The following is a 12,114-nucleotide window of genomic DNA, read 5'->3' as shown; positions in this document are numbered from 1 at the left end:
TGGCGGTCATGTATTCGGGGTCAGGTGCCTGTCGACTACCGGGGCGAGGCGGGCCACGAGTTCGTCCACCGATTCTGACGCCACGGGCTCCACGCGAATGATGTAGCGCAGGTAGGCGATGCCCAGGAGTTGGCCCATTGCGAGGTCGACGCGTAGTTCGGCGTCCGGGCCCGAGAGGGCCGCGGCCATCTGGGGGTACAGCTGCTTCTGGATGAACTGGCGGACCAGGGTCGCGGAATCCTCGTGCGTCGCGGCGCCGCGCAGGATCGCCAGCAGCGGGGCCTGGGACTCCGGGGTATCCCACGCCTCGAAGAAGACGCGGGTCAGGCGACCGCCGAGGCCGTCGCGGCCGCCGTTCACGACGCGGGCCGCGATATCCGCGGGGTCGAACGGCCATCCCATGGTGGCGCGGAACAATTCGGCCTTGCCGCCGAAATAATGCCTGATGAGGGCGGCATCGACACCGGCGTCGGCGGCGATGTCGCGCACCGAGGTCTTGTCGTAGCCGGCCTCGGCGAATTTGCGCCGCGCGCTGTCGAGCAGCGCCTGGCGCGTATCGGTCTTCCCTGGTCTTCGTCCTATCGGTGGCATGGTTCCGGGAATTCTACAGACGTTGACTTCCGTCGCGGCACGGAGCTAGCCTGGGCACAAGAATTCAACACTTGAGGAGTTTTAGATGCCGGCTCCACGATGGCTCGCCCGCGCCAACAAGGTCGGGCTGAACAGGCTCACCGCGTTCATCGCCCCCTGGGCGCCCGGCTGGGCGGTCGTCGTCCACCGGGGACGCAAGTCCGGCAAGACATTCCGGACGCCGCTGTGGGCATTCCGGCGGCGGGGCGGCTATGTGGTCGCGCTGACCTACGGGTCTCGGTCGGATTGGGTGCGCAACGTCCTCGCCGCCGGCGGATGCGAGATCGAAAGCCGAAGGCGCCGTTACGCGGTCGGCAATCCGCGGGTGTACCGGGACGAGACAGCGAGCGATATGCCGCCGTTCATCCGGTTCATGCTGCGCTTCGTGATCAGAGCGCCCGAATTCCTCAGCGTGGACGTGGTGCGGGAACTGGAGAAGGCGGCCTGATCGGCTACGCGGACTGGAATCGGTCGAGGGCGTCGGTCAGGACCCGGAGACGTTCCGCCCGGAATTCGCTCAGGCCGTTCTCCAGCGCGTGCACCACATCCAGCGCGGGGTCCGCGCAGGCCCAGAAGCGCAGCTTCGCTTCCGTGCGGGAGCCGAGTTCCCTTCCGCGGCACCGCTGTACGCGAGCGACGAAATCTCGTCCGGCCTCCGGGTACAGGTAGCACAGGTCGTAGTCGGGGTCGCCGATCTCCACGTCCCCGAAGTCGATCAGGCCGGTGATCGCGGTGCCGGAGACCAGGAGATGGTCCAGGCTCACATCGGCGTGGGTGAGCGTCGGCGGATACGCGAAGTTCTCGTCGTCGTCGAGATAGCCGTGCCACGCGCCCAGCAGCAGCGCCGCGTGGTTCCCGGACAGCAACGGAATCACCTGAGCACGAACGGTTTTCAGGTCAGCATCGAAATCGGCTCGCAGGTCCCAGGTTTCGACGCCGAGGTCGCGGGCCCGCGCGACCGGGAAGGCGTGCACCGCCTCGATCGCCTCCGCGACGAGCCGGGCCGTCTCCGGCAGGTTCAGCAGGCCGCACTCGTGCCACTGTTCCTCCGAGAGCGAGTCGCCCGGCACCATCGGATACGCGCAGAACTCCCCCGGCCCCAACGGATTCGGCGCTGTGAACGAGAACCGTGGAATCGGCACCGGCATCCGGTCGGCCAGCTCCGGCAGCAACCGGGCCTCGCGAGCGATCCCCTCGGCCCCGTGCGAATTCTGCGGTAGCCGCAGCACATACGCGCCCTCGTCCCGCTCGAGCAGCAGCGCGATGCTGTCCATCCCCGCCCCGAGCATCCGCAACTCGCCGCTCGGCAGGTCCGACCCCGCCAGCGCCTCTCGGACGCGCTGCTCCCATTCCTCCGGAAGCTCCACGCTCGCAGTCATATCCACGCGCGAACCGTCAGGACGCGCGGGCCACGAGCAGGTGGGCCGGGATGGGTTTGCGATCGATGAAGCGATCCTCGACGGTGAGACCCGCCTGCTCCAGCGCCGCGACGACCTCGGTGACCGGGCGCAGGAGGAAACCGTGGGAGGTGAAGGGCATGCGGGCCATCGCCTCCGGTTCACCGATCCCCACCACCACACGGCCGCCCGGGCGCAGTACCCGGGCGAGTTCGGCGCAGGCGTGGTCGAGGTCGGGTACGAAGTAGACGGTGTTCACGGTGATCGCCGCGTCCACACCGGCATCCTTCAGCGGCAGCTCGGTCAGGGAGCCCGAGAGCAGCCGCAGCCGCCCGGTGCCGATATCGGAGACGAAGCGGGACCTGGCCCGCATCAGCATGTCGGGCGAGATCTCCACGCCGTGCACGGTGCCGTTCGCGCCGACCCGATCCAGCAGCAGCGACAGGCCCACGCCGCCACCGAATCCGATATCGGCGGCCGCGTCGCCCGGGGCGGCCCCCGCGGCCTCGGCGGCGGCCTCGATCATGAACCGGTTGGAGCGATTCAGCATGGCGGCCACGCCCTTGCCCAGGACGCCGTGCGGATTTCCGAGCTGGCCGGCGAGGGTGGACATCACGCGGGAGACAACGGGGTTCACCCCGAGCATGCTACCGCCATCGACTACGGGCGCCATTGACTTCAGGTCGACCTGAACTTGCACGCTGATGAGCGTGAACACATTCCTGGACGCGGACAACAGCCGCCGGTACGACCGGCGGGCCGGGCGCCTGTTCGGCCGGATCTACGACCGGATCGCCGCCGACACCGACCCCGGCCCGCGCGCCCGGGTGCTCGATATCGGCACGGGGCCCGGTCATCTGCTGGCACGCCTCGCCGCCCGGCGGCCCGATCTGCGGCTGGCCGGTGTCGATCTGGCGCCGCCGATGATCGAGCTGGCCGCCGGGCATCTCGCCGGTGCGCCGGTCGAGCTGTCGGTGGGTGATGTCGCGGCCCTGCCCTATCCGGACGACAGCTTCGACTATCTGATATCCACGATCAGCCTGCACGAGTGGCCCGATATCGACAGTGCCGCAGGTGAATTGGCCCGAGTGCTCGCGCCCGGCGGCCGGGTCGTAATCTACGACTACCGCTTCGTCCGGACCGATCGCGCACAGGCGGCGTTGCGGGCGGCGTTCGGCGCGGATCCGGTGCGGACGGCGTGGGGCCCGCTCGGCCTGTTCGCGCGGATCACGGTGGGGGCATAGGGTCCGTGCCATGGCGGATCTGTCGATCGGCGACCTCGCCGCCCGCTTCGGCCTGGCCACCCATGTGCTGCGGCACTGGGAGGATGTGGGTCTGCTGACCCCGGTGCGCGATCCGGGCGGCCGCCGCCGCTATCGCGCGGACGACGCCGAGACCGTGACGCTGATCCTGGTCGCGAAGGGCGTCGGCCTGTCGCTGGAGGAGATCCGGGAACTGTTCACCGCCGCACCGGACCGCGAGTCGCGCCGCCGGCTGCTGCGGGCCCATCAGGCCAGGCTGCGGGAGCAGATCGCCCAGGCGCAGGCGGCGCTGGCGGCGGTAGGGCACGCGCTGGACTGCACGGCCGCCGATCTCCGGACCTGCCCGCATTTCCGCGGGCTGCTGTCGCGGGCCGCGGACACCCTGGCGGCACAGGGAGACTGACCGGCGCCGGATCCCCGGGGCCGCGGCGGTGGGGGCTTAGTCTGCTGGTCGTGGACTCATCGACCCATCCGCACGAACCGCACGACCCGAGTCTCGGCTCGCGGCTGAACTGGCTGCGAGCCGGGGTGCTGGGCGCCAACGACGGCATCGTGTCGACCGCGGGACTCGTGGTCGGCGTGGCGTCGGCGGCGACCAGCAGGACGCCGATTCTCACCGCGGGCGTCGCCGGGCTCGTCGCGGGCGCGCTGTCGATGGCGGTCGGCGAGTACGTCTCGGTGAGCACTCAGCGCGACAGCGAGAAGGCGCTGCTGTCGCGGGAGAAGCGGGAACTCGCCGAGGATCCCGACGCGGAGCTGGCCGAACTCGCCGGGATCTACGAGTGCAAGGGCCTGTCGCCGGAGACCGCGCGCCAGGTCGCCGAGGAACTCACGGCGCACGACGCGTTCGCCGCGCACGCCGAGGTCGAGCTGGGACTGAACCCGAACGATCTGACCAACCCGTGGCAGGCCGCGTTCTCCTCGGCGGTGGCCTTCACCTGCGGCGCCCTGCTGCCGCTGCTGGCCATCCTGCTGCCGCCCGCCACCTGGCGCGTCCCCGTCACCTTCGTGGCCGTCCTGATCGCACTGACGATCACCGGATCGATCAGCGCCCGCCTCGGCCGCAGCAACCCCCGCCGCGCCGCCCGACGCGTCCTCATCGGTGGCGCACTGGCCATGGGCATCACCTACGCCATCGGCCAGATTCCGGGAGTTTCCGGGCATTGAGCCCCGAATCCTGTGGCTGTCCCCCGTCCGCCGAACCTGCCAGGGTGATCACATGAGCGAACGACGAGGCCTCTTCTGGGACAGTGTCGAGGGCCGTGCACCGATGCCGCGCGCCGCGCAGACCCTCGGCTTCGAATTCGTCGACGCCGATACCGACAGCGGCACAATAGAACTCGCCTTCACCGCAACCGATGCCTTCACCAACCCGATGGGCGAGGTCCTGGGCGCCTTCGTCGCCGCCATGCTCTACGACACGGTAGGCCCGGCCCTCCTCGCCACCCTGGCCCCGGACGAATTCCAATCCACCCTCGACCTCCAAGTAACCTTCCTCCGCCCAGCCCGAACCGGCCGCCTCCGCGCCACCGGCCGCGTAATCCGCCGAGACGCCGACATAGCCTTCCTCGCAGCCGAACTACGCAACCCCGACGGCGAGCTGACCGGCACAGCCACCGCCACCGCCAAGGTCATCCCCCTCGGCAACTGAGCACCTACGTCGGCCGTATGCGTCGGTGTCCCTTCGGGTTTCAGGGGGCTGGGAGTAGGCCGAGGGCATTTTTCACGCTGTCGACTTTTGCTCGGGCTTGGGGGCGGGCTGTGGTGGCGCCGTGGTGCAGGGTGGCGCGGATGGTGGTGGGGTCTCGGGCTAGTTCGGTGTAGTGGTGGCGGATCGGGTCGGTTGTGGCGATCACGGCGTCGGCTACCGTGCGCTTCACGTCGCCGTAGGTGGTGAATTCGTGGGACAGGCCGTCGGGGGTGGCGCCGGTGCAGGCGGAGAGGATTGTCAGGAGGTTGGCGATGCCCGGCTTGCGGTGTGGGTCGTGGGTGATTTCGGTGTCGTTGTCGGTGACGGCGCGCATTACCTTGCGGCGCAGCACATCCGGGGGATCCAGGAGGCGGAGGGTGCCCGCCGGCGACAGGGATTTGCTCATCTTCCGGGTCGGGTCGGTCAGATCCATGATGCGGGCCGCCACCGATGGGTTCACGGCGCGGGGAACGGTGAGGACGGGAGCGTAGGTGGCGTTGAAGCGTTCGGCCAGGTCGCGGGCTAGTTCCACGTGCTGGCGCTGGTCCTCCCCGACCGGGATCTCTTCGGCGTCGTAGAGCAGAATGTCGGCGGCCATGAGGATCGGATAGGTCAGCAATGACATCCGGACCTGGCGGCGACCGCGGGATTTCTCCTTGAACTGGATCATGCGGTGCGCCTGGCCGTATCCGGTGACGCATTCGAGTAGATAGTGCAACTCGGTGTGCTCGGGGACGTGGGACTGCACCAGGAAGACGGTGCGGTCCGGATCGACGCCGGCGGCCAGCAGCACTGTCGCGAATTCCAGAGTGCGCCTGCGGACTTCGGCTGGGTCGTGGTCGAGGGTCAGGGCGTGCAGGTCGGAGACGAAGGTGATCGTCTCCCCCGGGATCTGCCGCTCGACCAGCGGTGCGATGGCACCGAAGTAATTGCCGAGGTGGAGATCACCGGACGGAGTGAATGCGGTGAGTCGGCGAGACATGGGTTGCCTTTCGGATGCCCGGAGGTTAGCACCGCGGCCGCCCTCCGGCCACCTCATTAAAGGCCAGCAATCCTGCACTGGCTCTGTTTTCGGGGTCCAGTTGGCGGGCATGCTGGCCGAATGTTGCTCCGTCGCCTGTGTGCTCTCTATGCCGGACTGTGGTTGTACGGGTTCTCGATGGCGGTGATGATCCGGGCGGCGCTCGGGCTCGATCCCTGGGATGTGTTTCATCAGGGCGTGGCGGGGCACGTGCCGGTGAGCTTCGGCGCGGTGACGGCGGTGACGGGTGTGGCGGTGCTGCTGGCCTGGATTCCCTTGCGGCAGCGGCCCGGACTGGGGACGGTGAGCAATGTCGTGGTGGTCGCGATCTCCGTCGATGCCGGGCTGTGGCTGCTGCCCGAACTGCACGCGCTGCCGGTGCGGGCGGGCGCGATGGTGGCGGCCGTCCTGCTGAACGCCACGGCGACCGTGCTCTACATCGGCGCGGGAATGGGTCCGGGCCCGCGGGACGGCCTGATGACCGGCCTGGTCGCGCGCACCGGACGGCCGGTGTGGGCGATTCGCACCGGCATCGAGGCGACGGTCCTGGTGACGGGCTGGCTACTGGGCGGCAGCGTCGGCATCGGCACGCTGGTCTACGCCGTGGGTATCGGCCCCCTGATCCACCTCATGATCCCGCTGGTCGACCGCTGGCTCCCCGGATTCCACCGAACCCCCGAACCGGAACTGACACCGGCGTGATCTACCGCTGCCCCAAGCCGAGGACAGCGAGCCGGACTCTGTTGGCGGCACCGGTTTTCGCCATCAGGCTGGCGATGTGGGTTTTCACGGTGGTGATGCCGACGTGGAGGCGGTCGGCGATCTCGGCGTTGGTCAGGCCCTGCGAAACCAGGTCCAGTACTTCGGTTTCCCGGGCCGTCAATCCGGACAGCGTTGTGGTCGAGCGGTTTTCACCAGTGCCGTGGGCATTGACCGCCGAGTCGACCACGCGGCCCAGGACCCCCGGGGAGAACGGGCGCTGCCCGGACGCCGCGCGCCGGATGCCGTCGAGCAGTTCGGTCGGTGAGGCGTCCTTGACCAGGAATCCGCAGGCGCCGGCGGCCAGCGCCGGGTACAGGTGGTCATCGTCGTCGAAGGTGGTCAACGCCAGCACGCGGGTGGCGGGCCGGTCGGCGAGAATGGTTGCGGTGGCGCGAATCCCGTCCATTCCGGGCATGCGCAGATCCATCAGCACGACATCCGGGCGGGTGTGCGCGGCGAGCCGGACCGCCTCGGTCCCGGTGGCGGCCTCCCCCACCACCTCGAGATCGTCCGCGTTCTCGCACAGCATCCGCAGCCCGGCGCGCACCAACTGCTGATCGTCGACCAGCAGCACCCGTATCGTCACGACGCCCGCCCCGGCAGATGCGCCGCGAGCCGCCAGCCCGCCGGTGTGGGTCCGGCGGTCAGCGCACCGCCGAGCAGTTCGACCCGTTCCGACAGTCCGATCAGACCGATACCGGTTGCGGCGCAGTCGGTCTCGCTCACCGCGATCGTATTGGTCAACAGGAAGTCCACGCCGCCCTCGACCCCGATCACCAGCCGCGCCGCCGCGCCTCGACCGCCGTGTTCGACGACATTGGCGAGGCCCTCCTGGGTCAGCCGCAGCAGCGTGAGCGCCGACAGTGCGTCCACCGCGCCGACGTCACCGATCTCGGCCTGTACCGACGGCCCCAGCCGCCGAGTGCGTGTCACCACGGCCTCGAGCGCGGCGGGCAGGTCGGCGGCCGCGACGAACGATTCGCCCGCACCGGGATCGCGCAGGACGGTCACCAGTTTGCGCAGGTCCGTCAGGGTGTCCTTGCCGCTGGCGTGGATATCGTCGAGCACCTCGCGCACGGCGGGCGGCGCGTCCGGCAGCGCGTGCCGCGCCACGCCCACCCGCAGAACCGTCGAGGAGACGTGGTGGGCGATCAGGTCGTGCAGTTCCCGCGCGATGGCAGTGCGCTCGGCCGCCCGCGCCGCGGCGATCTCCGCCGTGCGCTGCCGGGCGATCTCGGCCGTCGCACGCCGCGCCCGGACGGCATTGTCGAGCGCGCCGCGCAGCAGCCCGCCGATCAGCAGCGGCAGCCCCGCCATCACCACGGCCCGGTACCCGACCGCGCCCGCGCCACCCGTCTGATGCAGCAGATACGCCCCCGCCAGCGCGGCTGCTCCCACCCACTGCCGCCAATTGCCTTGCCGCGCGGCGAGTTCGGTCAGAGCCACGCCCGCCGCCACCTTGGCGACCACCGGACCCGTATCGCCGAATTCGAATCCGCACACCAGCAGCCCGGTGGTCAGCAGCGACGCTGCCATGGGCCAGCGCACCCCGGCCACGGACGCGAGAATGGCCCCCATCCCGATCACCCAATCGACCGCTGAGGCGGAGCCGGTCAACCACAGCAGACATCCCACGGCCAGCGCGGGCAGCACCACGAGCCGCACCGGCACCGACCGCGCGGACAGCACCCACTCGATTCCGCGCGTCACACCGCCGGAATCGCCGTCGACCCGCCCCGCATCGCGGCGGACACCGGGCACGCTCGTGTCCGCGGGCTCCCTCATTCCCACATCATGCCGTCCGGTGGCGGCGGACGTCTCCTACCTGGGGAGGAGACGGCTCGTACCGGAGGCCGCCGGGACGGCCCGCGGGCCGATTCGCGGGAGTCCGCCGTGCGACAGGGTGGGGATATGACCGATGAGGACACGACAGCCGCCGATCGCCCCACCCCGCCGAGCCGGCGCAGATTACTCGGCGCCATCGCCGCCTCGGGAGTGGTAGCGGGCGCCGCGGGACTGGCAGGCGGGGTGGCATTGGGCGCGGATTCGAACGCGCCGCGGTACCAGCCTGCCCAGCGCCGATTTCAGGACAAGGTCGTAGTGATCACCGGAGCCACCTCCGGCATCGGCGCGGCGGCGGCGCGAATGTTCGCGGCCGAGGGCGGGCGGGTGGCGTTCTGCGGCAGGCGCGTCGATCGCGGGCGGGCGGTGGAACGCGAGATCCGCGAGGCGGGCGGTGAGGCCACCTATATCCGCGCCGATGTGCTGGTCGAGCAGGACGTCCGCGCGTTCGTCGACGCCGCCGTGGCGAAGTACGGCGGGCTGCATGTCGCCTTCAACAATGCGGGGATCACCATCCAGAAGAAACTGCACGAGTACAGCGCCGACGAGTTCGACCGGGTGCTGCGCACCAATCTGCGCGGCACCTTTCTGGCCATGAAATACGAAGTGCCGCAGATGATCCGGTCCGGTGGCGGCGCCATCGTGGTGACGTCCTCGTCGAACGCCCTCGCCACCGATGCCGGTCGCGCCGCCTACACCGCGAGCAAGCGCGGGCTCGTCGGCCTGGTCCAGGGAGCCGCGCTCGACTACGCCGCCGACGGGATCCGGGTCAACGCACTGGTTCCGGGCACCACCGATACCGAACTGGTCCGCAATGCCAGCCCGATCGGTGCCCTGCCCGACGACGCCTATCACGTGGCGATGCGGCAGTGGGCCTCCTCGAATGTGCCGGGCCTGGGGCGGCTCGCCACACCGGAGGAGATCGCGGCGTTCGCCCTCACGCTGGCCGCGCCCGAGCACGGCTATCTCACCGGGGCGCAACTGGTCATCGACGGCGGCAAGACGGCGCACGCCTGACGCGACTTCAGTTGTCGCGCACGATGATTCCCGCCGCCCGCGCGAACGCCGGGGCGAGGTCGAACAGTTGCACGGTGCTGACGGTCGCGCCCTTCAGCGCGTCGATTCCGGCGGTGATGTCGAGGGAGACCGCGCCGCGCAGGTCGACGTCGTGCAGCGTGGCCCCGTGCAGCGCGACCTCGTCGAGGCGGCAGCCCGGGAAGCTCACCCGGGTCAGCGTGGCCTCGCCGAAGTCGGTGTCGCGCAACACACAATCCACGAAGGTGACGTCCTGCAGCGCCGCGTTGCGGAGATTCACCGACTCGAATTTGCAGCCCTCGAACCGGATGCGGCGCAGTTGCGAGCCCACCGCCTCCGCACCCGACAGGGCGCAGTCGACGAATTCGGCGTTCAGCCAACCGGATTGGCCGAGGTTGGTGCCGATCAGCCGGACGTTGCGCAACCAGACGTCGTCGAAGCGGGAGTACCGCAGGGTGCCGCCGGTGAACGCCGCCGCGGTGAGCGCGGATTCGGTGAGCCGGATACCGCGGGCGTCGACCTCGTCGAAGGTCGTGGCATCGATGTGCACGCTCTCGTATTCGGTGTCGGACTCCGGCTCGGCGTCGAAGATCTCGAGAAAACGGGCGTACGGCAGATCGGCTAAGTCGCGAGGCACCCCTGCACCCTAGGCGAGCCCGACGACATCCCGATTACCCGATCCCGGGCAATGGTGGGAGCGCGACCGGATCCCGGTCACCCGATCCCAGGCAGTGGTGGGAGCGCGACCAGATCCCGGTCACCCGATCCCAGGCAGGGGTGGGAGGCCGGGGAGGATCGGCATGGGCGGGGGCGCGGGTGGAGGTACGGGAGCGGGGGCGGGGGCCGGCTCGGGCTCTGGTTCAGGCTCGGGTTCGGGGGCGGGGGCAGGCGCGGGGACGTACTCGGGGGTGTATTCGGGAGCGGGGACGTACTCCGGCGCAGGTGCGGGGGGCGGGGGCGCTTCGGGCACAGCGGGCGCGGGCGGCGGGGGCGCACCCGGTGGGGGCGGAGGCGGCAGGAGTCGGCCGACCACGCCGGCCGGGCCCTGCGGAACGCAGGACCAGTCGTTTTTCATGGAGAGACCCCACTGCGCGGCGATCCCGTCGTGCGAACAGTCGTCGCCCACGCGGTGCGCCGGGCGCGACGTCGTCGGCGCGAGAGGGGTGGTCGCGGCCGTGTTGTCGGCGTCGGCACTCTTGTCCGACCGGTTCAGCAGCACCCCGACGAGGGCGGCCACCGCGATGATTGCCACGGCGACGGCGGCGATGGCCACGGTGCGCGGGGTGTTGCCGCCACTGTTCGGCGGACGGTCCGGTGACACCATGCTCGGAACCCTTTCGTTGCACCAGCGTGGAAAACGCTGACCCGAAAAGCCCGGTCACCAGGAACGTTACCGAATGCGACGCTCCCGGCGGGTGGTGACGCGCGGAAGCCGCGCTCAGTCCAGATCGATACGCACCGACAGCAGATCGGTGCCGACAGTGCCGACGACCGCGCTGTTCGCCCAGGGCAGCTGCTTGAGCCGCGCCCGCGCGTCGTCGTCGGGCACCAGGTGTGCGGTGCCGGTGTGCCAGTGACCGCGCAGCCGCAACCGCACGCGATTGTCGGCCTGGATATTGCGCACGTACTGGGACCGCTCGCCGAATTCCGAGACGAACCAGAACTCGGTACCGGTGCGGCGCCCGCCGATCGGGGTGACGCGGGGCTGCCCGCTCACCCGGCCGGTGGTCTCCAGCAGGGTCTGCGGGCTCAGTCGGCGCAGGATCGGGTTACCGAGATTGCGCTGGAACGTCGTCACCACGCGGTGCTGGATATCGCGCCGGTTCGCCATGGGCCGACCGTAGCACGCGGCCGAAACTCACTGCACGGGTTCGAAATCCGTCTGTCCGGTGTCGGTGACGGAGTAGATCCCGGAGGCGAGGTCGAGGGCCATCACGGTGCGCGCGGCCGCCTCCGCGATGTGGATGCGCGGCGGGTCCGGGTAGTCGTCGGGATTCGGGTAGTAGGTGCCCGGACCGTAGAACTGGCCGTAGCGCAGCACGACGCCGCCCATCTCGAGGACCGACTTCTCCAGGAATTCCGCCGCGGCCTTGCCGTCACCGGTCATTTCCCACGCCACGCTCTGCGCGAGCACGCGGGTGACGCCGGCCGCCCGCGCCGCGGCGAGGAGGTTGGCGGTGCCCTCGCGGCGCATGCGCGCATTCGTCGCGCGGCCGGCGGGCAGGTCGGCGGGGTTGTCGGGCAGGTCCGTGAGCTGGTGCAGCACCATATCGGGCGCGAACGCACGCACCGCCTGTTCCAGCGCGGGCGCGTCGTACACGTCGCAGACGACCGGTTCGGCCCCGAGTTCGGCCAGCGCCGCGGCCTTCTCGGGACTCCGGGTCATGCCCGCGACCTCGCACCCGACCGCGACCAGCAGCGGCGTCAGCCGGACGCCCAGTACTCCACTCGCACCCGCCAAGAAAACTCGCACGC

At 70.1% G+C, this 12,114-nt stretch carries 17 protein-coding genes; 7 read left to right on the top strand and 10 right to left on the bottom strand.

Annotated features, from left to right (window positions below; genetic code table 11):
- Positions 1–6 precede the first annotated feature (6 nt).
- Positions 7–591, bottom strand: a complete 585-nt coding sequence (locus ON41_RS08265; RefSeq protein WP_040746612.1) for a TetR/AcrR family transcriptional regulator — start codon at positions 589–591, stop codon at positions 7–9.
- An 85-nt stretch (positions 592–676) separates the two neighbouring features.
- Between ON41_RS08265 and ON41_RS08260 the strand changes: the two genes are divergently transcribed.
- The gene (locus ON41_RS08260) at positions 677–1,078 is read left to right on the top strand and encodes a nitroreductase family deazaflavin-dependent oxidoreductase (protein ID WP_040746610.1); all 402 of its coding nucleotides are present in this window, start codon (positions 677–679) and stop codon (positions 1,076–1,078) included.
- Positions 1,079–1,082: 4 nt separating this feature from the next.
- On the opposite strand, the gene ON41_RS08255 is transcribed toward ON41_RS08260, so the two are convergent.
- Positions 1,083–2,009, bottom strand: coding sequence for a phosphotransferase (locus ON41_RS08255; RefSeq protein ID WP_083905214.1), 927 nt, complete (start codon positions 2,007–2,009; stop codon positions 1,083–1,085).
- A 16-nt stretch (positions 2,010–2,025) separates the two neighbouring features.
- The gene (locus ON41_RS08250) at positions 2,026–2,673 is read right to left on the bottom strand and encodes a methyltransferase domain-containing protein (RefSeq protein WP_040746605.1); all 648 of its coding nucleotides are present in this window, start codon (positions 2,671–2,673) and stop codon (positions 2,026–2,028) included.
- Between the two features lie 58 nt (positions 2,674–2,731).
- Here ON41_RS08250 and ON41_RS08245 point away from each other — a divergent pair, with 58 nt between their 5' ends.
- Genes ON41_RS08245 through ON41_RS08230 form a run of 4 tightly spaced genes read left to right on the top strand, consistent with a single transcriptional unit; the run spans position 2,732 to position 4,940 of the window.
- Positions 2,732–3,271: a class I SAM-dependent methyltransferase gene (locus ON41_RS08245; RefSeq protein ID WP_221332883.1), complete on the top strand. Its 540-nt coding sequence runs from the start codon at positions 2,732–2,734 to the stop codon at positions 3,269–3,271.
- Positions 3,272–3,281: 10 nt separating this feature from the next.
- A complete protein-coding gene (locus tag ON41_RS08240; protein ID WP_040746604.1) occupies positions 3,282–3,692 on the top strand; it encodes a MerR family transcriptional regulator in 411 nt (136 codons plus the stop codon).
- A 50-nt stretch (positions 3,693–3,742) separates the two neighbouring features.
- Entirely contained in the window at positions 3,743–4,456 is a 714-nt protein-coding gene (locus ON41_RS08235) for a VIT1/CCC1 transporter family protein (RefSeq protein ID WP_051161104.1), read from the top strand.
- 52 nt (positions 4,457–4,508) lie between these two features.
- A complete protein-coding gene (locus ON41_RS08230) occupies positions 4,509–4,940 on the top strand; it encodes a PaaI family thioesterase (RefSeq protein ID WP_040746602.1) in 432 nt (143 codons plus the stop codon).
- 40 nt (positions 4,941–4,980) lie between these two features.
- Here ON41_RS08230 and trpS read toward each other — a convergent pair whose 3' ends face one another.
- Entirely contained in the window at positions 4,981–5,961 is a 981-nt protein-coding gene (gene trpS / locus ON41_RS08225) for a tryptophan--tRNA ligase (RefSeq protein WP_040746601.1), read from the bottom strand.
- A gap of 120 nt (positions 5,962–6,081) precedes the next feature.
- Between trpS and yczE the strand changes: the two genes are divergently transcribed.
- The gene (gene yczE / locus ON41_RS08220) at positions 6,082–6,702 is read left to right on the top strand and encodes a membrane protein YczE (RefSeq protein WP_040746599.1); all 621 of its coding nucleotides are present in this window, start codon (positions 6,082–6,084) and stop codon (positions 6,700–6,702) included.
- A 1-nt stretch (position 6,703) separates the two neighbouring features.
- Here yczE and ON41_RS08215 read toward each other — a convergent pair whose 3' ends face one another.
- Positions 6,704–7,348 (bottom strand): response regulator transcription factor, encoded by a 645-nt coding sequence (locus tag ON41_RS08215; RefSeq protein ID WP_040746593.1) that lies wholly within the window; start codon positions 7,346–7,348, stop codon positions 6,704–6,706.
- Entirely contained in the window at positions 7,345–8,547 is a 1,203-nt protein-coding gene (locus ON41_RS08210; RefSeq protein ID WP_083905213.1) for a sensor histidine kinase, read from the bottom strand. Before ON41_RS08210 ends, ON41_RS08215 begins: the two co-directional genes overlap by 4 nt.
- 126 nt (positions 8,548–8,673) lie before the next feature.
- Here ON41_RS08210 and ON41_RS08205 point away from each other — a divergent pair, with 126 nt between their 5' ends.
- A complete protein-coding gene (locus ON41_RS08205; RefSeq protein WP_051161103.1) occupies positions 8,674–9,621 on the top strand; it encodes an SDR family NAD(P)-dependent oxidoreductase in 948 nt (315 codons plus the stop codon).
- Between the two features lie 7 nt (positions 9,622–9,628).
- Here ON41_RS08205 and ON41_RS08200 read toward each other — a convergent pair whose 3' ends face one another.
- From ON41_RS08200 to ON41_RS08185, 4 genes are all read right to left on the bottom strand, one after another.
- On the bottom strand, positions 9,629–10,276 hold the full coding sequence (locus ON41_RS08200) for a pentapeptide repeat-containing protein (protein WP_040746592.1): 648 nt from the start codon (positions 10,274–10,276) through the stop codon (positions 9,629–9,631).
- A 120-nt stretch (positions 10,277–10,396) separates the two neighbouring features.
- Positions 10,397–10,963 (bottom strand): hypothetical protein, encoded by a 567-nt coding sequence (locus tag ON41_RS41040; RefSeq protein WP_085995636.1) that lies wholly within the window; start codon positions 10,961–10,963, stop codon positions 10,397–10,399.
- 114 nt (positions 10,964–11,077) lie between these two features.
- On the bottom strand, positions 11,078–11,470 hold the full coding sequence (locus ON41_RS08190) for a nitroreductase/quinone reductase family protein (RefSeq protein WP_040746589.1): 393 nt from the start codon (positions 11,468–11,470) through the stop codon (positions 11,078–11,080).
- 27 nt (positions 11,471–11,497) lie between these two features.
- The gene (locus ON41_RS08185; protein ID WP_040746851.1) at positions 11,498–12,112 is read right to left on the bottom strand and encodes an NAD(P)H-binding protein; all 615 of its coding nucleotides are present in this window, start codon (positions 12,110–12,112) and stop codon (positions 11,498–11,500) included.
- Positions 12,113–12,114: the final 2 nt, after the last annotated feature.

This window comes from Nocardia transvalensis NBRC 15921, assembly GCF_000308875.1.
GTDB lineage: Bacteria > Actinomycetota > Actinomycetes > Mycobacteriales > Mycobacteriaceae > Nocardia > Nocardia transvalensis.
This window is presented reverse-complemented; position numbering and strand designations above follow the sequence as displayed.